Source organism: Gardnerella sp. DNF01144 (assembly GCF_049244245.1).
Taxonomy (GTDB): Bacteria; Actinomycetota; Actinomycetes; order Actinomycetales; family Bifidobacteriaceae; genus Bifidobacterium; species Bifidobacterium piotii.
On the sequence record NZ_CP058390.1, the window covers coordinates 825,717 to 849,456 of the forward strand.

Here is a 23,740-nt window from a genome sequence, read left to right on the forward strand (position 1 = left end):
ACTTTATGCCTTAAGCCAAATCACGCTTTGAAGGAGCTTGAAATGCGTTATGCAATTTCAAGCTCAGTCAAAGCGGGGGGTAAGCTATACAAATACACGCTGCACACGCAAAATACGGCGCAATTTGAAAGGAATCATCGTGCAAGAACTGGAAGAACGCATCCAAAAAGAAGGCATTGTTAAGCCAGGAAATGTTTTGAAAGTCGACGCATTCCTTAACCACCAGTGCGATTGTGCGCTTTTTGATGCAATGGGAGCCGCTTGGGCGCAGCATTTTCAAAACACGCAAATCAACAAAATACTAACAATTGAGTCTTCGGGAATTGGAATCGCGTGCGTTGCTGCGCGTCATTTTGACAACATTCCAGTGGTTTTTGCAAAGAAAGCGCAATCAATAAACCTGGATGGCGATCAATACGTGTCTACCGTATTCTCGTTTACAAAGCAGCGCGAGTTCCCCGTAATTGTGTCTAGAAAATATTTGAGCGCAGACGACCGCGTTTTGATTTTGGACGATTTTTTGGCCAACGGCAAGGCTTTGCAAGGGTTGATTGACATTTGCGATCACGCTGGAGCCACGGTTGCTGGCATTGGCATTGCGATTGAAAAAGGCTTCCAAGGCGGCGGAGACGCGTTGCGCGAAGCTGGATATGACTTGGATTCGCTGGCGATTGTGGAGTCAATGGATCCTAGCGATGGGTCAATCACATTCCGCAAATAGCGATACTTTCGCATTTTATACCACACGATACTTCCGCATTTTGTACCAAATTCAGGCCAAAACACGTACAAAAAGCGGAAAAAATTGACGCACTTTGTACCAAAATCAACCCAAAACACGTACAAAAAGCGGAAAATGCGAAAAATGCGATTGTGCGCAAATTGTGAAAAAATTAAACATAATTCTTCACAAATCGCAATTTTGCGTAAAAATACGATAAAGTAGTTCGGTTGGTGTTTGAAACCTATTACTCTAAATGTGCTAGTTTTCAACATGCAATTTTTAATAATTTTCAATAAGATAGCTTGATCAAGATAGCTTTAATCGGCTAGTTTTCAACTGATTGGCGGCTAAACGTATGAGTGATGTTGTGATTGTAAGCGCAGCGCGCACACCGATAGGCAAATTCGGAGGCGCGTTGAAGTCGCTCACATCTGTTGAGTTAGGAACAATCGCAGCAAAAGCCGCAATCGAACGCGCAGGAATCAGCCCAAAATCCGTAGATCAAGCGATTTTTGGCAACGTACTTCAAGCAGGCAGCGGTCAAAACGTTGCGCGCCAAATCGCCCTTAGCTCGGGGCTTGACGAGTCAAGTTGCGCAATGACAATCAACGAAGTTTGTGGGTCTGGTCTTAAGGCCATTCGCCTTGCGCAGTCGGCGATTTGCATGGGAGATGCACAAGTCGTAGTTGCTGGCGGCACGGAAAGCATGAGCAACGTGCCGTTTTACGCGCAAAACGTGCGATTTGGTGGCATTCGCTACGGCAACAGCGCGCTGGTTGATGGACTAAAAAAAGACGGTCTTTGTGATGCTTTTACTGGCAAAGAAATGGGCGTTACTGCAGAAAACGTGGCTGCAAAGTTTGGCATAACGCGCGAGCAGCAAGACGCTTTTGCGCTAAAATCGCACCAGAAAGCCGTTTTTGCGCAAAATAACGGCGATTTTGACGCGGAGATTGCTCCCGTGCAGCTTGCGGACGGAACTTTGATTAGCCGAGACGAGCATCCGCGTGCCAACACTTCTATGGAGAAATTGGCTAAGCTTAAAACGTTGTTTGAGGCGGATTTTGGAACGCGCGAAGCTGATGGAATGCGTGGAGCGAACTGTGGCTTGAGTGAGGCGGATTTTGGAACACGCGAAGCTGATGGAATGAGCGAGGCAGATTCTGGCACAAAACACTCGCCTACCGTAACCGCTGGAAATGCAAGCGGCATCAACGACGGCGCAGCAGCACTCGTCTTAATGAGCAAAGACTACGCAATCGCGCACGGAATCGACTATTTGGCAGAAATCGTGGGATTTGCCGAGGGCGGAATCAGCCCAGACCTTATGGGATACGCGCCAAAACACGTTATGGAGCGCATGCTAAAAAACACGGGCTACACCGTTGAAAACATTGACCTTTTTGAGATTAACGAAGCATTTGCTGCGCAAAGCATAGCCGTGTGCCAGCAGCTGAACATAAGCGAAAGCAAGCTGAACGTAAGAGGCGGCGCGATTGCGCTCGGTCACCCTCTTGGCGCTAGCGGAGCCAGGATTTTAACAACACTTCTTTACGCGCTTAAAGACAATCACATGCAAAACGGCGTTGCGGCGCTGTGCGTGGGAGGCGGAATTGGAGTGAGCATGCAAGTTAGGATGCGAAAGTAGACGTGCGATTGACGTGCGCGGTTGAAACGCGTGTGTTGCAACTGGAGTTGTGACGACTGAAGGATGCGTGTTGTGACACGCGCGGTTGCTGGCGACGAATGTGGCGGCTGCTAGCGAATGTGGCGGTTACTGGCGACTTGAAAAATGGTGTCAATAGCGTCAAAGCAACATTGCAAAAGTGAAAAATCGTAAAAATGAAAATCGTGAAAATAGCGCAAAAAATGGAGAAACATGTCAGCTTTTCGAGAATTAAGCGTAGAACAGCGCATAAAAACGCTGGAATCAGAGTGCGCGCTTAGCGGCGATTTTGCGCAACTTCTGCTCGAGCAACTCGCGCAAAGCAGCGAAACAAACATTCCTGCAAGCGTTGCAAACAGCATGATCGAAAATCAAATCGGGCGATTCAGCCTGCCAGTAGGCGTTGTGCGCGGCCTAAAAGTAAACGGCGTTACTCGAAACGTGATGATGGCTACGGAAGAGCCGTCCGTAATCGCTGCCGCATGCAACGGCGCAAAAATCGCGTCGAAAAGCCTAGAAAACGGCGTTGTTGCACGCAGCGAGCATTACGTTACGCGCGCGCAAATCGTTTTTGAAGACGCGGACGGAAGCGTAGCCCAAAAACTAGATAGCATAATGCGAGACGAGTCAAAACGCGCGGCGATTAGTGAGATTGCGCGCTCCGCGCACCCATCAATATACCAACGCGGCGGCGGATTAGAACGCGCGCAGGCGGCGGCGTTAACAGGCTTCGCCAAGCTAACACTAGACATAAACGCGTGCGATGCAATGGGCGCAAACATTGCAAACACCATTGGCGAAGCTGTTAAAACCCAGCTGGAAAGCTGGGTTGGGCGCAAGGCGCTGGTGGCAATTCTTGCCAACTCCAGCCGCGCGGCAACAGTCGCCGAAGTGCGCATACCCGTAGAAGCGCTTGTGCCTAGCGCAAAAACTGCCGCGGCTGGAGATGCCGACGAGCGCTGCGAGCGCATAGGCAGTGCTTGCGAGCAACACGAAGAACAGACCGCGGAACAGCACACCTCGCAGCGCACCGACGGCATGCGCCTTGCGCGCCGCATCGCCGCCTTAAGCTCACTGGCCGCCGTAGACGCGGAGCGCGCTGCAACACACAATAAAGGAATCCTCAACGGAATAGTGGCTGCAGCACTCGCATCGGGCAACGACACGCGCGCATTGCAAACCGCCGCGCACGAATGGGCCGCAAAATCTGGACGCTACATGCCTCTTTCAACGTGGACCTTGCAAAATAACTACCAAATCCTTTACGGCCGCATCGAAATCCCATTGCAAATCGGCACAGTGGGCGGCGCAATCGCCTCGCTCCCAATGTCAAAAATCGCGCTGCAACTTGCTAAAGTCGATAACGCCAACGATTTTCGAAACGTTCTAGCAGCCGTAGGACTCGTGCAAAACCTGGCGGCTCTTCGCGCGCTCGCGGGCCCTGGAATCCAAGCTGGCCACATGCGCCTTCAGGCCGCAAACATCGCTATATCATGCGGAGCGCGCGGAGACGAAATTCAAAAGGTTGTTCACGCGCTTCTAAACAAAAATTCTTCCGATTTGAACACGAATTCTGCAAGAATAATTCTTGATGATTTGCGCAAGCGCAGGAACACGTAAAATCGCAAAAACGCGCGGTTAATGGCCATTTTTCCGCGGAAAAGTCGGAAGCTTCCGCGCCGTAAAATTTACACCACTAAAATTACACTTAAAAAATCGCACTTAAAAAAAAATAGGAAACCATGAGCAATACTTCACAAAACACGCCAAAAGTCGGCATCGACCGCATAACTTTCGCAACCCCAAATTGCTACCTAAGCATGCGCGACCTTGCGATTGCGCGCGGAATTGACCCTAACAAATTCACAATTGGAATCGGCCAAAGCGAGCAAGCGGTGCCGCCAAATCATCAAGACATCGTAACGCTTGGCGCTCAAGCTGCGCTGCCACTGATGCCGTCCATCGACAGAAACCGACTCAAAATGGTGATCGTTGGCACAGAAAGCGGCGTCGACGCCAGCAAATCCAGCGCGCTCTACATTCACAAACTTCTAAACCTTAGCGAGTGGGTGCGTTGCGTGGAAGTAAAAGAGGCGTGTTATGGCGGAACTGCGGCGCTTATGATGGCTCGTGATTACGTTTTGGCGCATCCTGGCGCGCAAGTTTTGGTGATTGCTGCAGACATTGCGCGCTACGGCGTTGGCACTCCTGGCGAGGTGACGCAAGGCGCTGGTGCCGTGGCGATGCTTGTAAGCGAGAATCCGCGCGTGTTGCAAATCAACGATGACAGCGTTGTAAAATCGGCGGAAATCCAGGATTTTTGGCGGCCCGTGTATCAAAGCACTGCTTTGGCGCGCGGAAAGTTTTCAACCGAGCAATACATTCGTATGTTCTGCGACGTGTGGCAGCGGTACAGTGCAGAAAACGCCTGCAATTTCAACGATTTTGAGGCGATTTGCTTCCATCTTCCGTACACAAAAATGGGGCTTAAGGCGCTTCGAGCTGGGTTGGAGGAAAATTCGGGCGCGCCGCACTCATGCGATGGCGTGTTGCACGCAAATGACGGCGTGTCTATTACAAGCGATACTCGCGAACGTCTTCTTGCGCGATACCAAGACAGCACACAATACAGTCGCCGAATCGGTAATATTTACACTGGTTCACTCTATTTAGGATTAATTTCTTTACTTGATTACGATTATTTTAGGAATTCTTGCGATTCTGCGATTGATGACGATTCATCAGAGTCTACTGGCGATTCATCAACGGTTGCTTGCGACTTATCTTCCGCAACGCACTCAAATGAATCGCCTACGCGCTTGTCTCCCCTACTCCCAGGCCAAAAAATCGGCTTATTCTCTTACGGTTCGGGCGCTGTAGCAGAATTCTTTAGCGCAACACTTGTTCCAGGATGGCGAAGCGCGCTGTTTTCCAATCAGCACATAAAAACATTAAACAATCGCACGCAATTAACCGTTTCGCAATACGAGGAGATGTTCAACAGCGCAGCGCCTTATTCTCCGCAAGATTTTGTAAGCAGCCAGAAGAATCGAAGTGGCGCGCGATTCGTGCTTGACTCCATCAAATCTCAAGAGCGCAACTATCGCACTATCTAGCATCTCCGCACTTTGCACCTCTAAACAGTGCGATAAGTACCCCGTATATTGCGTTTTTCTTGTAATATTAACGAGGTATTCTGTAAAATATATTTTATTCTTGTGCGCATAATAAGTTTGTTGAAAGGAGATTAAATATGAAAGCTTTAGATATAGCATCAATTTTTATTGATCGATATGGGAAAACGCTAGCATTGACAAATCTCACTTTGAATAAGCTAGTATATTTTGCGCAGGTGGAATCGTTGCGTAATAATCCTGAGCGCCCATTATTTACGGATGAGATTCAAGCTTGGGAATATGGCCCCATAGAGCCTAGCGTTTATAACGAATTTAAGCAGTTTGGCAGGAATTGTATTTTTAATGCACCTAATCACGAAACTAACCAGTATGCTGATCGCATTGTAGATACTGTTGTTGAAAAATATGCTTGGATGAATGCATTTGATTTAATAAATTATACTCATCGCGCTGGTGGTGCGTGGCACAATGTGTATGATGCTTTGCACAATAAACCGATTCTTATACATGATATTCTTCAGTCGTCAGATGTTGGTTCATATCCTGCTAGGAAAAATACGTTTATTAGTGCTGTGGATGCTGTAAAAAAACAGTATCCTAATACTTTACGTATTCTTGGTGATGCATGAGCCAGTATGATGCTCTATGATAGACCAAAAAGATTTAATAGCTTAACACAAAAGTGGCTTGAACTTTTATTCAAGCCACTTACTCGCGGATGAGGCGAGATTCGAACTCGCGGTAGGTTTCCCTACAACGGTTTTCAAGACCGTCTCCTTAGACCGCTCGGACACCCATCCATGTGTGCTCGCTACGCAATACGCGTGTCAATCACACAAGCGAATAGCCTACCATAATCCCTAGGAAAAACGCGCAGGCTCGCACCTAGTCGCGCCTATTTCCAAGCAACTCCAGCAAGTACACAAACATGTTGATGAAGTCCAAATAAAGATTAAACGCGCAAATAATCGAAACGCGCTTAATCATTTCTGGCTGATTAGCATACGCTTCAAAAATCGCACGAGTTTTTTGTGCATCGTAAGCCGTAAGACCTGCAAAAATCAACACTGCAATCGCAGCAATAAATCGCATAGTTCCAGCGCTTGGAGCAACAAACATAAGAATTACCTGGCTCACGCACAACACCAACAAAGCCACCATAAGAATCGGGCCAGCCTTAAGCATATTCACTTTTGTAGTAAGCGCAAGCATTGTAAGACACAGGAAGAATCCAGCAGTTAAAGCCAAAACCATTGCAATAGAGCCTAGGCTAAACACAGTAAAGATCGTGCTAAGTGTAAAGCCTGTAAGTGCCGCATACGCATAGAACATTGCACGCGCAGCAAAAACGCTCATTTTCATAACGCGCATTCCAAGTACAACAGCAAGCACCACTTGCGCAATAATAATGCCGAAGAAGCCGAACCTACCCGTAGCATACAAGTAAGAGTAAAGCGCACCCGTGCTTTGCGTAAACATTGCAACAAGCGTTGTAACTATTAAGCCAACGGTCATCTCTGCGTAAACGCGACGCACACTCACTCGCTCCGCCTGCTCGCGCACATAAGTAGCCTGCGAGTCTACAATTGTTGGGTTTTGCGCAAAATCGCCAGCATAATTGCCGTTAAAACTTCCAAAATCTCCCATAAATCCTCCTAAATCCTTATAAAACACTATAAAACATTATAAAGCCCTATAAATCCTTAAGTATCTAATTATAGTACATTTGTACAACTATGCGTGTCGTGCTACAAAAAGCGGAAATGTAGGTCGTGTCGTTCGCGCAGATTAGCTGCGCTCACGTCTTCGCCGCACGTAAAGTCCACTGGACTTTACGTTTAAGCGGCTCAGCGCTCCGAATTGCTTTTTCGCACTACGCTCTAAGCGCGAAGGCAGGTCGTCGCGCACTAGATTGCTACGACTCAGGCGCATCCTCCACTCGCGGCGCACCATTAATATCGCGATGAATCCCCTGCATCTTCGCCTCAATTGCCTGCAAATTCTGCGCGCACTCAAGCAGCGTCTTAGAATGCTCCGCCAACTTTGCGTCTGGCAAATCCGCCTTATAGCGCAACGCATGCTCCAAACTCGCCCAATAATCCATTGCAATTGTGCGGAATTGCACCTCAACAGGCGTGTAATGCGCGCCCGACGACAAAAACACTGGCACAGCGTAAATCACATGCAAACTGCGGTACCCATTCGGCTTTGGGTTTTTAATGTAGTCCTTAACTTGCAGCACCTGAATATCCGTTTGCTTGGAAAGATATTGCGCAACCGCGTACACGTCGTCGCGATAGTTGCAAATCACGCGGATTCCAGCCACGTCGAACAGGTTGTCACGAATCGAACGCGTTGATATGCTTAAGTTTCTGCGGCGCAGCTTCTCAAAAATCGAGTGCACGGATTTTAGTCGCCGCTCCATGTGATGCACTGGGTTGTGCGAAAATCGCACCTGAAACTCGCCGTCCAAAATCTCCAGCTTCGTGCTGATTTCGTACATCGCGCCTTCGTACACTTGCATCATGTTTACGAATTCGTACATTTGCTCGGGCGGAAGATGCGGCGTTTCGCTTTTTATAGGTGATTTTTGCGCGGACTTTTCGTCTGCGGTTGCTTGCGACTTTTCCGCGGCGGAGTCTGACGCCCCACCATCGCCAGCCCCTTGCAAGCTGGCGTAAAGTTCGGCCAAATTTAAACGATTATGACGATCAAGTATCACGTCTTTTTATTTTACTCGCAATTTTACTATAAGTCTGATAATCGCCTGGGAATATGCGCAAGCGACAACATATAGTGCGATTGCGCGACGACCTTCCTTCGCGCTTAAAGCGTAGCGCGCGAACGACTTTCCGCACTTTGTACCAAATTTGACCTAAATCACGTACAAAATGCGGAAAAGATTGACGCACTTTGTACCAAAATCCGCCTAAAACACGTACAAAAAGCGGAACACAACCCCGCACTTTGTACCAAATTTGACCCAAAACACGTACAAAAAGCGGAAAAGATTAATCGAGAATGTTGTAAATCACGCAACGGCCACAGGAATTCCCGCAGAAAGCAGCTTCTTCTTAAACTCAAGCGGATTCAAGAGATCGCAATAATCAAATCGCACAACCCTAACAACTCCGCAATCCATAAGCCACCGCTCTCTATTGCGTTCTTTCCTAACTGCATCACGATTATATCTATATAAGTTATTTGTGCTGAAGTTGTTGATATTTTCAACACTTCCATCAAAATCCTCAGTACGCAAGTCGCAAGCAACCGAGCGGCTATCAAGCAAAGTTCTATCTTCAATCAAATATTTATCGGTGCCATCAAACTCTCCAACAATAATTTTTCCGTTAACTTTCCACATAAAATCTGCGCGATATGGGCTCTGTGGATGATTCGGGTTTGGAAACTCGTGCTGCAACTCTGGTTCCACAAAACCAAGCTCAAGCATTATCGCCCGCGCAAGTGACTCTCCGCCGTTCTCGCTCTTAGGGTTCGCATAGTTTACCAAAGTCTCCATTCGCGACAAAACATCAAATTCATCGGTGCCAAGAAAATTTGGATTGTTAATAGGCGAATAATTTACACCATAAAAATCCGCGTTTTTTGGATTCTGAACACTGTTCAAGAACTGCGGCGTATCGCTACAACAATCCATGGAGCCGTAAAATTTACGACAAACACGCAAAATTTTGTTAAGATCTTCACCTTTTCGAGCAGCAGAATCGAAAGTTGCTAGCGACTCGGCGAACGACCCCTTCCAAGCGCACACGTAGAGAACGTTGTAAATGCTGGCAACATGACTAATAGCAAGTTCTTCATCAGTCGCAATATGCCCAAATGACGACGCCGTCAAAAGATTCGTATTTTTTACTATGCCGCTATTAGCGCTTGTGCCCTTGCCAATAATTGTGCCGTTGCTCACATTTTTATGTCTATTTTTAGTAAAATCATCTAGCCTTATACCAGATTCATCTTCTATTATGTTTGGAAGTTTTAGTCGGCTATATTTGTGTCTAAATGCACTTCGCACCGATTTTTTCCGCTCTAAATCAGATTTTTTCTTGTTCGAAGCAAATTTTTCCGCATAACTAGACGACACGTATATTTCGGTAAGCGAATGATGTATGTAAGGCAAGTGAACCACCTCCAACCCCAGGAGCACGGCGGCAGTTTCGCCAGTAAAATTCCACTTTTTTATCTTTATCTTGTTTGTAAGAGTGACTGCAATACGCTTAACTTTATCTTTGTACAGCAATTGATCCCAGTGATCACGAATAGCGTAGAAGCCGTAATATGGCTCGACTAATTTTCCTGATTCTAAGCAGCGTCGCAAGTCTGTTCGAGAATTGCTTTGAGAAGCCATAAGACATGACTTAGAATTCTCTGACTCAATAAGTTTTTTAAATAATTTATCGGGTATGCCGTTAATATTTATTTTCTTTGACATATGTTGATAATAAATAACGTTGTTTTTGTATGTAAAGAATTTTTTATCAATGTGGTTAAAGGCTATAAAACGTTGAAAAATCAGGAAAAGCGACGCACTTTGTACCAAATTTGACCCAAAACACGTACAAAAAGCGGAACACAACTCCGCACTTTGTATCAAAATCCGCCTAAAACACGTACAAAAAGCGGAACACAACTCCGCACTTTGTATCAAAATCCGCCTAAAACACGTACAAAAAGCGGAACACAACTCCGCACTTTGTACCAAATTTGACCCGAATTACGTACAAAAAGCGGAAGTATCGCTCGCGCGCGGCCCACGCGCCGCGCATCACTTTGCGCGCAGTTTAATCTCGCCGCGCCCAACCCATAGTATGTGCTTGCCGCGAATATCCCACTTGCGCCGCCTCTTACCAGCCGCCGCCGTAATCATCATGGAAAGAATCGCCGCCGAGAATATCATCGCTATAACAAACAGCGTCATCCAAAGCGGCCACTGCACATGGTCCTCTGGCGCCGCAACAGGGTCCGGCAGCACGCGATACCCCGTAACCAGCAGCCTATGCGAGTTGATTCCGTACGGCGTGCAAGTAAGCAGCGTTGCCAAATCGCGCCCAGGCTCGCGCTGCAGCAGGCTTATGTCGTGCGGATCCACCACGTTTATGCGAAACACCTTGTATCGCAAGGTCTCGCCTTGCACGTCTAAGTAAAAGTAGTCGCCTTTTTTAAGGTCGGTTAGCGAGTCGAACATGGTTGCGTTCGGCAAGCCCGTATGCGCGGTGATCACGGTGTGCCGCCCTTTGCCGCCCACTGGCAAATCCGTGCCGTACAAGTGCCCCGCGCCTCGCGCCAGCGTCTCTTGCATCGTGCCGTGGTAAATCGGCAGCTTTACGCCAATCTTCGGGATCTTAACAATGCCAATAATGCCCATCGGCTCCTCAAGCGTTTTAAGGTAGCGCTTGTAGCCAGGCGTATTGGTTATATCTTCCTGCCCATCGCCGCCGTACGGGTCTCGCGTGAGCATATCTTTGCGCGTTGCGTTGTAGCGCTTTGCGTCGCGAATGTGCGCGCGCCGCACGTCGCCAGCCTGGTCGTGATTGTACTTATCGTATGCAGTGGAAATCTCCTTAGAAACGTGATTATTCCACAGCGTTGAGCACACAGGGTAGCTAAAGCACAGAATGCCTGCAAGAACCAGCGCAATCGGCTCTAGAATGCGCATCAGCGCGCTTTTCTTTTTAGTTATTTTTTTAGTTTTAAGTGTATTTTGGTTTATATTTTTGCTTGAGTTGGATCGTGGAGTTTGCTCTTCGGTTGCTTGCGATTCTTCCTCTAGCAAATCACTCGCACCAGCCACACTGCTCGTGCCAGCCACATTGGAGGTACGCTTCGCCTTATTCTTGAACAATTTAGCAACAGCGCGCTCGCTTAACGAGTGGCACCAATTGCTAATATCGGCTAGCTTCATAACTCCTCCAAGCTCAAGCTATTGAATTAAATAACTCCGCACTTTGTACCACATTTGACCTAAATCACGTACAAAAAGCGGAAAAAGACGACGGGTTTTGTACCACATTTGACCTAAATCACGTACAAACTCGGGAAAGATTAGAGCACTTTGTACCAGAACACGCCAGCGTAGAAACAAAATGCTCAACGCATTTTGTTTTAAGCGCTGCAGCGTGTCTTCTGGTACAAAGTGCCTAAATCTTTTGCATGATTAAACCAAACGCCACCTAATCCAGCGTTGGCTAATCACACACAATCACGCAGCCTGCTCTTCTTCCTTCTTGCGATTCTTAAGGAATACGAACATACCAGAGCCAACAAGACCGAGGCCAATAAGCGCAAAGATAATCACGCCAGCAGCACCAGTCTTTGGAAGATTGAACCAGCTCTTGCCATTTCCATCAGGACCACCGTTTGGAAGATCCTTAAAGGTGTATGTGAACGTCTTAGTGCCAGCGGTCCATTCACTTCCACTTTCTTGAATCTTTACCTTCTCTACCTTTGGCGACAAAGCAAAGCCGTCTGGAGCCTGGGTTTCCACAACGTAGAATTCTTCGCCAACCTTTGCCTTGAAAGCATTAGTCAAACCAGCAGTAGTACCAGTAGCAGGCGTTCCATCCTGAGCATTCGTAAAGCCTTTAGCCTTAGAAGAGCCATTGCAACCATTCGTACGAGTAGTATCTGCAACGCAAGTATTAGCATCCGCCTCTTTAGCAAAGATTTCGAACTTAGCTTTACCAAGAGCTTCAGTATCTTTAGCTCCGTTAACCTTCTTAATCTGGAAGTTAGCAATAGTCACCTTAGACTTTGGATCTGGGGTATCTGGATTTACAGGCTTTGGCTTCTTATCTTCAGGTGTAGTAGATGGATAGCCAGGCTGGAAGCCGTACTTGTTAATAAGTTCGCCAGCAGCAACTGTAGTCTTAAGAGTAAACTTAAGCTCAACAGTTAATTGTGAAGGCTTAGACTTATCAGTATCATTATTAAGTTTATCTGCAATAGCTTGTCGGCCTTCTTTAGTGAATGTTACCTTAATGCGACTACGGTTAGTGTCATTAGGAGTATTCTCAACGTTAACGTTGTAATAAGTCTTATTATCTGCCGCTTTAAGATCCTTATCACCAATCTTCACGCTCTTAACAACACTAGCGTTGGAATCATAAGCAGACTTCAACGCGTCATCCCACACGGCAAAATCAGTGAAATCATCCTCTGTATATTTACCAGCCTCATGTGAAGTACTGGTCTTAACAGTAGTCGTAATGGTGTATGGCAATGTATCGCCACCGCCGACCATTGCAGACGTATCAGCTGTCTTGTGAATAGCATCAGCAGTGTATACGTTCTTAGGATCAACAGTTACATCATACTTGTAGGTATTATCCTTATTTTTCGCATCGCGAGTGACTTCTGGAATCGTCATGAAGAATGGGCTAGAAAGTAGCGCATAATCTTTAGCGGCTTGAGTTTCAACAACCTTGTACAAGCCGACTTCAAGGTCAGTGAACTTTGCAACACCACTACCATTAGTTGTCTGCTCTACAGAACCAGCATCAAGAGTAATTTGATCGGCATTGTTGAGATCTGGTGTTTTGTTGAGTGTATCAACCATAGCAGCAACATTTAGCCAATTAGAATAGTCTTTAAGGTTAACATCTTTTTTATTAAGCGTAAGAACCTTGTAAACCTTAAACTTTGCACCTTCTACAGGAGTCTTTTTGGCCTGTTTACCACTTGTTGAGTCGATTTCATCCCTGTACTTGGTAATGGTAATGGTGCCTTTTTTATCACCAATATTTGCAGACCATGGAGCAGGCTGTGCATCAGCCGCCCACGCGGAGCTGCCAGCAACCACGGCACCAGCAACGCACAGCGTGCCAGCCATCGCGAGCGAGGCCACCGCGGCCACGCACTGCTTTGTTATCTTGTTCATATTTTCTCCTTGTTTGTTTTGTTCTTGCGAACACTTTGAGAGATATGTGTTATGTTTTGTGTTGCGCACGGTCGGCGGAGTCATCGCAAAGCCGCATGAACTCTGTCGGCGGCTACGATTTGCGCCGCGCGCAGCAAGATTAAATCCGAACCATGCTTCGGCATAATTGTCGTTACTATGTAACGCAACTACGTAACGCCATTGCCGACATATGGAACGTTGACACTGCAGTTTTTAAGCTGCAGAAAATTTTCATCAGCATCGCCACCTTTCGCTACGTCGCCTTAAAGCGCGAAGCTTTTTGGCAGTTTTGCGGATAAAAGATTTGACTGCGGGGGCAGGTTCCGCGTGGCCGCAAGCCGCCGCACCTACAGCGCGATTAGCCACCGCTGCGCGAGACGCACCGCACTCAGCCACACAAGCCGCACGAGCGGTCGAATCGCCAGCCGAACCACACGCGCCAGCCGCAGCACCGCACAACCCAACACGCGCCGCCACAGCACGCCAAATCGCGCGCCCCCACTTCGTCTGGTCAAGGAAGAACCCAGCCGCCATGGCGCCCGTGCCAAGCACGCACACAACGCTCATAAGCATGTTCCAATTCACGCAGTCTTCCCCGCCCGTCTTCGGCAGGTTAAATGGCTCCACAACATGCACTGGGAAGTAAACAATAGCCCAATCAACATTTTTCACGAGCTTGCCAAAATCATTTGCAGGATTCTCAACATTCAAAGAGCTATCGCCGCCAACATTCCTGTTCTTTGGCTGAGCAAGCTTACTAGTGTAAACCTTCTCTGCATCTGGCTTAACAGCAAGCACAGCACACTGATATTCGCCAACTTCTGTAGGAACGCCAGCAATCTTGCCGCGCGAACGCTCCATAGTGTTGCTGTCTTTGTCATACAAAAGATCCGCTTTGCAATTACTAGAATTTTCTCTACATGGCTTTTGCTTATCGAACGAATCAGCGTGACCCCACTTCTTTTCTTTGCTCACATGGAAGAACAACTTATCAAGCTTCTCATTCCACTTGCTGTTGGAATCACCCTTCTTCCTGCATAGCAGTTTAAAGCCAATCTGACCAGGCTTATTTTCCGACCAAGCGTTAATGCCAAGATCCTTTATTAAGCCTAAGTTTTTCATAACAGTAACACCATATTGACTATTAATATTGTTGTTACTATCGTAGCTAGCGGCTATTTTTTGGCCATCCGTATTATCTGTAGCATCATTATAGCGAGAGAACAATTCCAGCTTTAAATCTGGATTATTAATTTTTGGCCGCACAATATTCACATACGCGTAAATAGGCTTACCGTTGTTACCAGAATCTGGGTCGTCCGATGTAGAGCCGTCTGGGTAGTGCACAACAACAGGGACTTTGTCTGGCTTCCCCTCTGGCGTGGCATTCATCCACTTATGAGGGTAGAAAGACACTTTACCGAATTCACCAACCTTCTTTGTATCCTTGGCATTCTTTTTATCTTCGGTATTAGCTTGACCGTTTTCAAACAACGAGTAACTTAATAATGGGATTCCCTGATTTTCTGACTTATACCTCTTGCGCTCAAACCAAGTGCCAGCAGGCAAATCCCCAGCCTTAACATCACTCTGATTGTCGGTAGCTCCATTCGCACTCTTGGCGCTTTTAGGCACAGCCGAAGATCCGTGAGTGCCAGCAGTAAGAGTGATGGTGTTATATTGCGGATTGTAGAAGTGATTGAGGTTATGAATACGAATCGCAAATGAACGAGTCGTGTAGCCCTGACCGTCTGTGCCGTACGGATACTTATTGTCCTTAGTCTTCAACACGCCGTCAACTGGGTCAGCGTTCTTCTTGTTCTTCTTGTTATTCTCGATATTCTTCTTAACCGCCTTCTCAAACGCCGCAGACTTATCGTCGCCCCTTATAACGTAGACCTTGCACTCGTAGTCGCCAGTCTTCTGAGCTTTGCCTCCAAAACTACCGCGTGTCTGCTCGGAAGCGCCGTCCCTGTCGTATAGGTAGTTGTCTTTATCGCAACTACTACCGCCTTTAAGACGGCACTGCTCCTGCTGCTTAAAGCTAGCGTGCTTCCAGACTTTCTCGCTCTTAAACCTTAAGCCGTCTTTTTCGCTATCTTTATTCGACTTTGTGTTATTAACATGACCAGGCAGAGTGTTGTAAGTATAATCGCTATACTTGCCATCCTTGCCCTTCTTGGAGCAAACTACATGCTGATGCAAGTTGCCAACAGACTTAGTCATCCACGAGTCGAAAGTTGCATCGTTAGGTAACGACTCACCTACTTTAAGGTCGTAGCCGTTGCCCATACCAATATTGCTGTAACGCTTATACAAATCTAGCCTAAGCTTATTATTATCGTCGTCGCGCGTAACCTTCACCTTTGCATACACAGGGTGATTGTAGTTAATAGATTCTGGCTGATCCGTAGATGTGCCGTCTGGGTAGTGCACAACAACCTCGGCCCAGTACTCGCCAGCGTCCTGCCACTTATCTGGGCGGAAGGTGACGGCGCCGTATTCGCGAATTGAAGTGGTATCATTTGGTTGAATCTTGTTATCTTTCTTAACAGGATTGCCTTTATCATCGCGCTTAACGTTATCTTCGTCGCCCTCCAAGTTAGCCCAAGGGTACGTCTTGGCCTTATTGTTATCTTTATCTGCGCTCTTTATCAGCCTCTTAATCTCAAACCACGTGCCCTTTGGGAGTCTATCCACAACAATGTCATCTTGATCTTTCGTTGGAACGCCGTTGCCGTTCTTAATGCTCGTAGGCTGCTTCGAAGAATTGCCATTGCTATCAACAAAATCGCCAATCTTAAACTTACCAGCCTCAATAGTGCCAGTCTTCACATAAGTCGGGTTGTACTTTTGGTTGTCGTTAAGCTTTATCTTAAAGTGGAAGGAGTCTACAGTCCACTCTGTGCCTTTTGTTTCCGCTTTAATACTTTCATAGTTATTAAAAAGTATTGAATACTCGGTAGAACCACCATTTTTTGCCGCATCATCAAACGTTTTCAGCGCACCGTTGTATTGCTTCCCTGCACCAGTATGAGGCTCATGGAAAGCGAACACCTTGCACTCGTACTCGCCTGCCTTCTCAGGGGTGCCACCAATCAGCGCGCGCGAACGCTCCATTGTGCTGCTGTTCCATTCTCCCCTAGAAAGGTATTGATTGCCATCTGTGCAGTTACCATTCGCACACTTAGGGTCGTTATCTCGAATCCACTGGCGGAAGTCCTGGAATTGCAAGCCGTCAACGTCGCCGCTTGCTTTGTTCTTGCCCTCGGCAGGCTTAAGCAGCGTGTACGGAGCCTTAGGGTCATCCTTCTTATGACACACGGCGCGGAAGGTAATAGGACCCTTTGCGTTAGTGGACCACGAATCCAGCACAATGCCGTTATCCTTGGCGTCTTTACCAATCTTCTGGCCTTTTGTAAGCTCCTTAGGTTTACTTGAATTACCAAAAGACAATACATAAAACTGATTGCTGTTGTTTATTTGCTTGCCATCATAAAGGCGAAGATTCAAATCCTGCGGATTACTAGTAACCGTAAGGTCTTCTACCCTAACGGGAGCTGCAACAATACTACCATTATTGCCAGCATCTGGATCCCTAGACGTTGAACCATCTGGGTATGTAACGAGCACAGGCGTGCTGTTAGATTCGCCAGCATTCGACTTATCTGGAGTAAACGTCACCTTGCCGTTATTAGTGTTGTCTTTACTAATACTAGACCATTTAAGCTTCTTAGGAGCATATGGGTATTTTTTACTGTCGTAATCCTTAAGCTCAAACTTAGTTCCTTTAGGCAGCGGGCCGTCCATAATCCAATTCTTGCCATTCGATACACTCTTAGGCTCCGCGCTTGTAGCAGTACCAACAGTGTAGTAACCGTTGCCTTGCTTTATGTTATGCACAACCGTTTCATCGTAATGCGGGTTGTAGATAGACGCTTGCGAGACAACCTTTATTTTGACGTCTTGCTTTTCTGTCCAAGCTCCATCTTTATTATTCTTAGCGCATTTATACGGGAATATATTGCCATTAGGATGCCTTACGCTTAGCGTGAAAGTAACTATATTGCCGATATCTTCTTTACGCGGATTATACGTTATAACACCAGTTTGGTAGTTTATATTGACACACCCATGATCAGTACCTACATTACATTCTCCGTGATCATTACGCTTAATACCTTTTGGAACATCTGAAAGAGTATACTTCACCTTATTTTCATCATTCAAAGTCTCTTCCATACTTGTTCCAGGCAAATCATCTAAGTGCAAGTCTGATGTTGTTTCATCTTTGTGCTTAGTGAAACTACCTGTACCAGATGCTCCAACCCATTCGCCAGTTTCAACGTACGGCTTTAACACAGCATTCGTGCCAAAAACAGTTACAGGAACATTGCTTATACCACCATAAGCGCTTTTGCCATTGTCATTCTTCAGCTTCTTTATATAATCTGGAAGCATTTTATTATCATACTTAGGGTACAACAAAGACGTTTTTTCAACAGGATTAGTACCCATGTCGTACTCGACTTTATCTGGAATGCCGTCACCATCGTAGTCAAGCGGACCCATAAAAGCCCATTTTCCATTATCGTCGCCCCAAGTTCCCACAGTTTTATTAGGAGAATATCCAACAAGAAAAGGAAGAAGTTCTGGGTGTTTAACATTCTCATTATAAGTAGCTGTAATATGCCACTCATATCCACGAAGATTTCTATCTTCCCAATCCATTAATGAAGCAGCAAAGTTAGACTTCCATTGTCTAACTGTGCACATACCAGTACCATTATTATCTTCATCATTGCAATCACCCAAACGCATGCTGCCAACTGCTTCATCAAAATACTTAGCAACATCACTTTCATTAGTGCTAGCCTGATTTGTATTCCATCTACCGCCTGTAAAACTAGATATAGTTTCTCCAACATGAATTTTTGGATCAAGCTGACCACAATTTTCATTACCTGGATACACAGTAAAAGCATTCTGCTTTACATAACTACCAAAATTTTGTTTATCCCACTCATTATTTTTCGCAAAGCATCCGTAAGAAATAAAAGTGCCTCTTTTATAAGTTCTTTGACTACCATCTTCCTTAGTTATAGTTAGATTATTCTCTAAAATCCTTGGATTCGTCTTACCAGTTCTTCGTCTGTAAATCCTAACGCTGTCTAAGTCAATTCCTTTAGGCAAGAAAGCCATTATTGCAGCCCTACCAGGGCCTTGCTTGTTTCCATCAATAGGTCTGTTATACTTCAAACTTTTATATAACTCATTATCTTTCATGATTAAAACAGACCAAACAATTTTCCTATTTGCTCGATCTATATATGCATTAGGAAGAGAAATTGAGTTATAAGCATTCCATGCTGGGTGATAAGTTTTTCCACCCTCATTATGGGTAACACCTTTTCCAACTACATAGCCAGAACCCATTCCATCCCACCAAACCTGTGGATATGGATTAGAGTTCCTATCTTCTGCGAAACCTTTCGCCTTATTCACTGGCGGCAAGACGAGCATTGCGAGGAGCGTGGCTGCGGTGATGAGCATTGCTAGAAGCGCGCGGAGAAGAGTGCGAGCTGAACGTGTGGTGCGCGCTGCGGTGGCAGAAGTGGCAGCGCAAGACTCTGCGCCACCCTTATTCCAAGCAAAAGCGCGCAACGCAAGACGCCCCACGCGTGATGCGAATCCACGTAACCCTGCTGGTAACATAGTCTACTCACCTTTCCTGGCACCGCGAATATCGTGGCAACCCCCAACACGCTGCATGAACCCATTCCATGCGGCTTGTTCCTCTTTATTCTTAGTTACTGCTCTTCGCTCTTGCTTGCTCATGCGTTCGCGCGCAACGCCCAAAACGGGCAGAGCACCAGACAAATCCAATACTCAAAAGGCGTTAAGCACAATGTGCCGAGCGTTCCAACCAGTACCTGCACAAAGCGGGTAACTCCCACTGCACAACGCAGCATAAACGTTCAGCAATCGCTCAACGCCGCGCTAAATGCGGCGGTTAACTCGAGGGCTAACACAGCGATTAACCCAGCGATTAACTCGCGCACAAAAACAAGATAGCAAAGCGCAGCTTTAACCAAAGCCCTTAGCAATGATACCCCCCCCCCATAATGAATTGCAAGAAAAATAGACTTTAACAGAACTTTAAGGAAAAGTTTTTATAATGATTGGCTTTTGCAAAAAAATCTATTGAATACTAGATAATAACCGAATACTTTTATGTAGTAAGTGAAGTGTTTTTTGTGACACGCGTGTCGCGAAAACCACAACATCTTGTGGTTTGGGTGTGCGCGAACCACAAGCGCGAGCAAATCGTAAGGCTAAAGCCAGTGCCCGAGCGCAAACGCACTACATAACTCCGCATTTTGTACGTGATTTAGGTTGATTTTGGTACAAAGTGCGGAAGATTTTTCCGCGTTTTGTACGTAATTTGGGTCAAATATGGTACAAAGTGCGGAAAGGCAGGCCCTGTCGTTCGCGCGCTACGCTCTAAGCGCAAAGGTAGGTCGGAGCGCAAACACACTACACATACACACAAAACCGTAGTGCGATTGTACCTAAAATACGGCAGGTCGTCGCGCAAACGTATAAACTTATATATAGGTATCATCAAGTCAAAATTAGCAATTATTTGCGCACAAGGAGGGAAAAATGGCAATTAGTGCAACAGCTGCAAATCCAGCGAAATCTACAAAATCTGCAGAAATCTCAAAAAGCACAAAACCAGTCTACCCTCTTACTCTAACCCCGTTAATCGTGCAAAAACTTTGTGCTCCAATTGCACGCAAGCTCGGCGTAAAATCACTGTATCTATTCGGATCGGTTGCGCAAGGAACCGCCAATCGCAACTCAGACGTGGATTTTATATACGAGCTGCAAAATGAATCGAACTTAGAACGCGAAACATCGCGAATTGTGCGCAAACAAGAGCTAATGCAATCACTCGCCGATTGCTTGGGCAGAAAAATCGACCTAGTTAACAAAAGTTACGTAACTCAGCCGTTAGCGGACGAAGATGCGGAAATTCAGCGAAGAGCGTTCGTAACAACGATTAACACAAAGCCAATATTCCAAATTGTGTGAATCGCGCTTAGAGCTTAAAGCGCAGCCGCAATCGAAATACACATAATAAAAACAGCAAGGCAAACATGAGCAAATCCAACAAAACAAACGACATGGTTCACGTTGCAGCAATACGAAAATATTTACGCGCAGCAGAAAAATTTATAACCAATGTAAACTTTGACGAATTCACTCAAGACGAAGAAAAACAATACGCAGTTGCACATGCAATTGAACAGGCTGGCGAGAATGTGAAAAAACTCTCAACATCATTCCGCAAAAACGTTAACAACGTTGAATGGAGAGAAATAGCTGGCATGCGCGACTGCATAGTTCATAATTATGAAGGAATGGACTTAGAAATCTTATATTTTTCAGTTAAACAGGATTCTAAAAAAGTTATTGAAATACTCACGGAATATATCGATAAAAATAAAGAATTCTATACTGATAATTTGGTTGATTTTACGCGAGTAAATAAGCCAATAGACTAGACGGATTGAGTGCGCAAGTTTTTCCCGAGAATGTTGCTCAAATCGGCAAAATCAACAACCAAAAGCGGAAATATCGCTCGCGCGCTGCAGTGTATTGCAAAACGTTACGAGTTTGATAGCACTACGATACAATTAACAAAGTCAAAGCAAAACACACAGCAAATAACGCGAAGACACAAATAACACGAAGACACAAATAACACGGAAGGCAGCACTACGATTAGCTTAATTAGGCGGCAGATTCTGCCAGAGTTTATACCAGTTGGCGCGCGAATTGTTGTGCGAACGTACAAAATCGCGCAATTAGGCGGCGGCGAAAGATTGCAAACAGCCGCTGACAGATCGCAAACAGCCGCTGGCAGCGCACAAACAACCAATGGCAGCGCACAAAAAATCGAGTATCACGACGCGATCGGTCACGTAATCAGCTGGGACGGCGAAACATTGCATCTTATGCGCGACGCGGCCGCAAATGGAAGTAGACCAGAGCAAGAAATGTTTATCGACGCGCGCACAATCGTGCGATTAAAGCCAATACCCGAGCGCAAACGCACTACATAACTCCGCATTTTGTACGTGATTTAGGTTGATTTTGGTACAAAGTGCGGAAGATTTTTCCGCGTTTTGTACGTGATTTGGGTCAAATATGGTACAAAGTGCGGAAAGGCAGATCCTGTCGTTAGCGCGGTCTAAGCGCACTATTCAACAACGCCGTTAGAAATCAGCTCGCGCGCAACCTCGCGATACTCCTTAGCAGTCTTATGCTCAGGAGCAAAAATCGTAATCGGAACCGCCGCAACAGTGGAATCTGGCAGCTTAATCGAACGCGAAATAACAGAATGCAAAACGCGCCCCTGGAAAGCCTCGTAAATCCTTTGCAAAACTTCTTCGCTGTGCAAAGTGCGAGTAAACATGGTAACGAGCACGCCAAACACTTGCAAATCTGGGTTAATTCTGTGCTGCACTTTTTCAATCGACTGCATAAGCAGCGCCACGCCTCTAAGCGCAAAGAACTCCGCAGCAACAGGAATAATCACACCATCCGCCGCCGTAAGCGCGTTTACAGTGAGCAAGCCAAGCGAAGGCTGGCAGTCAATAATAATAACGTCGTATTCGTTACGAACTTTGCGCAACACGCCAGCCAAAATCTGCTCGCGACCAACCTCGGTAACAAGCTGAACCTCGGCTGCCGAAAGATCAATGTTTGCAGGCATAACGTCAATGTTTTCTGTGGCAGTGCTACGAATCACATCGTGCACGTCTACAGAAGAATCAAAAAGCGCTGTGTAAACAGTGTTATCAAGCGCGTTCGCATTAATCCCAAGCCCCACCGTTGCAGCGCCTTGCGGATCGAAGTCAACAATTAAAACTCGCCTACCGTATTGACTCAGCGCACCAGCGATATTGATGGAGCTGGTAGTTTTACCAACGCCACCTTTCTGGTTACACATAGCAATAATGCGCGCAGGACCGTGCGTTGTAAGCGCATCTGGCGCGCGGAAAGTCTCATATTCGCGTCCAAGTAAATCAGTAGGCATACGCTCCAGTTTAGCAAAAGGTATGTTCAGTGGATTTGCGCGATGCTGCGGCGAATAAAACACCTACCTTGCGCGCGGATGACTCATCACATACGCCTCCATAAGCGCGTCTGGACTTATATGCGTGTAAATCTGCGTTGTTGTAACAGACGCATGCCCAAGCAGCTCCTGCACAGTGCGCACGTCGGCGCCGCCCGAAATCAAATGCGTTGCAAAGGAGTGTCGAAGCGTGTGCGGATGCAATTCTTTGCCGATTTTTGCCATCTTACCAGCGCGCGAAATCGCCTCCCACGCGGATTGGCGAGACAGCGCTTTACCGCGTTTGTTTAGGAAAATCATGTGAGAATTTGCGGATTTTGATGATGAGTTTGATGATGCGTTTGATGATGAGTTTAAGGATGATTTTGATGACGAGTTTGAGGCAGCGCTGGCGGAAGCTTCCGACTTTTGCGCGCGGCTTGCAAGAATCGGCCTAGCTTTATCTAAATAATCGCGCAACGCACGAACCGCACACTTTCCAATCGGCACGAGCCGTTGCTTTTGCCCCTTGCCGCTAAGCCGCACAACTGATTCCGCCAAATCAATGTCCTCGAATTTTAGGCCAACCGCCTCGCTCACGCGCGCGCCAGTCGCGTACAAAAATTCCACAAGCGCGCGGTCTCGAAGCGAGACGGCATCCGTGCTACCAAATCCGCCAGCAGCATCAATTACGCGCTCCACTTCGCTAATGCTGAGCACGTCTGGAAGATGCTCCGACTGCTTTGGCGCTTTGACTTCTGCAGAAGGGTCGCTTGCGATTTGCGCGTTGGAAAGCATGAATTTGTTCCACTCGTGGATGCTTGCGATTCGCCGCGCAATCGTGCGAGGCCCTAACCTTTGCGCTGCCATTGCTTGTGATGACATTGTTTGTGATGACATTGCGCGCACGTATTCTTCGATGTCTAGTTGCGTGATTTTGCTAACATCGTTGATTTTTCGGGCTTCGCGCAGCCAGTTGGCGTATTTTGTAAGATCCGACTCGTAAGCTTCAACGGTTTTTGGAGAAAGCCCGCGCTCCACGATTATGTGGTTTAGAAATTGCTGGATTTTTGTGGAAAATGGCGATTGATGCGATTGAGGAGATTGATTCATGTGCGGTTGCTTGCGATTCTGCGGTTGCTGCGATTTGCGTGATTGAGAAGATTGTGGC

At 46.6% G+C, this 23,740-nt stretch carries 17 protein-coding genes and 1 tRNA gene; 8 read left to right on the forward strand and 10 right to left on the reverse strand.

The window, feature by feature from the left end; translation table 11 throughout:
• The first annotated feature begins 139 nt into the window (after positions 1-139).
• The 5 genes from HXT36_RS03300 to HXT36_RS03320 all read left to right on the forward strand — a co-directional run bounded on the left by HXT36_RS03300 (position 140) and on the right by HXT36_RS03320 (position 6,156).
• Positions 140-721: a xanthine phosphoribosyltransferase gene (locus tag HXT36_RS03300; RefSeq protein ID WP_421778554.1), complete on the forward strand. Its 582-nt coding sequence runs from the start codon at positions 140-142 to the stop codon at positions 719-721.
• 358 nt (positions 722-1,079) lie between these two features.
• Entirely contained in the window at positions 1,080-2,372 is a 1,293-nt protein-coding gene (locus HXT36_RS03305; RefSeq protein ID WP_415696756.1) for a thiolase family protein, read from the forward strand.
• 231 nt (positions 2,373-2,603) lie between these two features.
• Positions 2,604-4,010 carry a hydroxymethylglutaryl-CoA reductase, degradative gene (locus HXT36_RS03310; protein ID WP_421778555.1) on the forward strand — a complete coding sequence of 469 codons (1,407 nt, stop codon included), beginning with the start codon at positions 2,604-2,606 and terminating at the stop codon, positions 4,008-4,010.
• Positions 4,011-4,132: 122 nt separating this feature from the next.
• The gene (locus HXT36_RS03315) at positions 4,133-5,506 is read left to right on the forward strand and encodes a hydroxymethylglutaryl-CoA synthase (protein ID WP_421778556.1); all 1,374 of its coding nucleotides are present in this window, start codon (positions 4,133-4,135) and stop codon (positions 5,504-5,506) included.
• 137 nt (positions 5,507-5,643) lie between these two features.
• The gene (locus tag HXT36_RS03320) at positions 5,644-6,156 is read left to right on the forward strand and encodes a Panacea domain-containing protein (RefSeq protein WP_016837430.1); all 513 of its coding nucleotides are present in this window, start codon (positions 5,644-5,646) and stop codon (positions 6,154-6,156) included.
• Between the two features lie 86 nt (positions 6,157-6,242).
• Here HXT36_RS03320 and HXT36_RS03325 read toward each other — a convergent pair.
• The 8 genes from HXT36_RS03325 to HXT36_RS03360 form a co-directional block, all read right to left on the reverse strand.
• A tRNA-Ser gene (locus tag HXT36_RS03325) sits at positions 6,243-6,327 on the reverse strand.
• Between the two features lie 85 nt (positions 6,328-6,412).
• Positions 6,413-7,174 carry a Bax inhibitor-1/YccA family protein gene (locus HXT36_RS03330; RefSeq protein ID WP_032812822.1) on the reverse strand — a complete coding sequence of 254 codons (762 nt, stop codon included), beginning with the start codon at positions 7,172-7,174 and terminating at the stop codon, positions 6,413-6,415.
• Positions 7,175-7,442: 268 nt separating this feature from the next.
• Complete coding sequence (locus HXT36_RS03335; RefSeq protein ID WP_421778557.1) at positions 7,443-8,249, reverse strand: GTP pyrophosphokinase; 807 nt, start codon at positions 8,247-8,249, stop codon at positions 7,443-7,445.
• A gap of 309 nt (positions 8,250-8,558) precedes the next feature.
• Complete coding sequence (locus HXT36_RS03340; RefSeq protein ID WP_421779235.1) at positions 8,559-9,893, reverse strand: hypothetical protein; 1,335 nt, start codon at positions 9,891-9,893, stop codon at positions 8,559-8,561.
• Between the two features lie 417 nt (positions 9,894-10,310).
• Complete coding sequence (locus tag HXT36_RS03345; protein WP_421778558.1) at positions 10,311-11,447, reverse strand: class C sortase; 1,137 nt, start codon at positions 11,445-11,447, stop codon at positions 10,311-10,313.
• 297 nt (positions 11,448-11,744) lie between these two features.
• The gene (locus HXT36_RS03350) at positions 11,745-13,421 is read right to left on the reverse strand and encodes a SpaH/EbpB family LPXTG-anchored major pilin (RefSeq protein ID WP_421778559.1); all 1,677 of its coding nucleotides are present in this window, start codon (positions 13,419-13,421) and stop codon (positions 11,745-11,747) included.
• Positions 13,422-13,676: 255 nt separating this feature from the next.
• Positions 13,677-19,157, reverse strand: a complete 5,481-nt coding sequence (locus tag HXT36_RS03355) for a Rib/alpha-like domain-containing protein (RefSeq protein WP_421778560.1) — start codon at positions 19,155-19,157, stop codon at positions 13,677-13,679.
• 3 nt (positions 19,158-19,160) lie between these two features.
• Positions 19,161-19,322, reverse strand: coding sequence for a hypothetical protein (locus tag HXT36_RS03360; RefSeq protein WP_421778561.1), 162 nt, complete (start codon positions 19,320-19,322; stop codon positions 19,161-19,163).
• 786 nt (positions 19,323-20,108) lie between these two features.
• On the opposite strand from HXT36_RS03360, the gene HXT36_RS03365 reads away from it, so the two are divergent.
• The 3 genes from HXT36_RS03365 to HXT36_RS03375 all read left to right on the forward strand — a co-directional run bounded on the left by HXT36_RS03365 (position 20,109) and on the right by HXT36_RS03375 (position 21,574).
• Positions 20,109-20,540, forward strand: a complete 432-nt coding sequence (locus HXT36_RS03365; protein WP_016790002.1) for a nucleotidyltransferase family protein — start codon at positions 20,109-20,111, stop codon at positions 20,538-20,540.
• A gap of 65 nt (positions 20,541-20,605) precedes the next feature.
• On the forward strand, positions 20,606-21,013 hold the full coding sequence (locus HXT36_RS03370; RefSeq protein ID WP_421778562.1) for a DUF86 domain-containing protein: 408 nt from the start codon (positions 20,606-20,608) through the stop codon (positions 21,011-21,013).
• Between the two features lie 279 nt (positions 21,014-21,292).
• Positions 21,293-21,574: a DUF6725 family protein gene (locus tag HXT36_RS03375; protein ID WP_421778563.1), complete on the forward strand. Its 282-nt coding sequence runs from the start codon at positions 21,293-21,295 to the stop codon at positions 21,572-21,574.
• A 137-nt stretch (positions 21,575-21,711) separates the two neighbouring features.
• Here HXT36_RS03375 and HXT36_RS03380 read toward each other — a convergent pair whose 3' ends face one another.
• Together HXT36_RS03380 and HXT36_RS03385 are read right to left on the reverse strand one after the other, a co-directional pair.
• Positions 21,712-22,551, reverse strand: a complete 840-nt coding sequence (locus tag HXT36_RS03380) for a ParA family protein (RefSeq protein ID WP_115756814.1) — start codon at positions 22,549-22,551, stop codon at positions 21,712-21,714.
• 63 nt (positions 22,552-22,614) lie between these two features.
• A complete protein-coding gene (locus tag HXT36_RS03385) occupies positions 22,615-23,682 on the reverse strand; it encodes a site-specific tyrosine recombinase (protein WP_421779236.1) in 1,068 nt (355 codons plus the stop codon).
• Between the last annotated feature and the right edge of the window lie 58 nt (positions 23,683-23,740).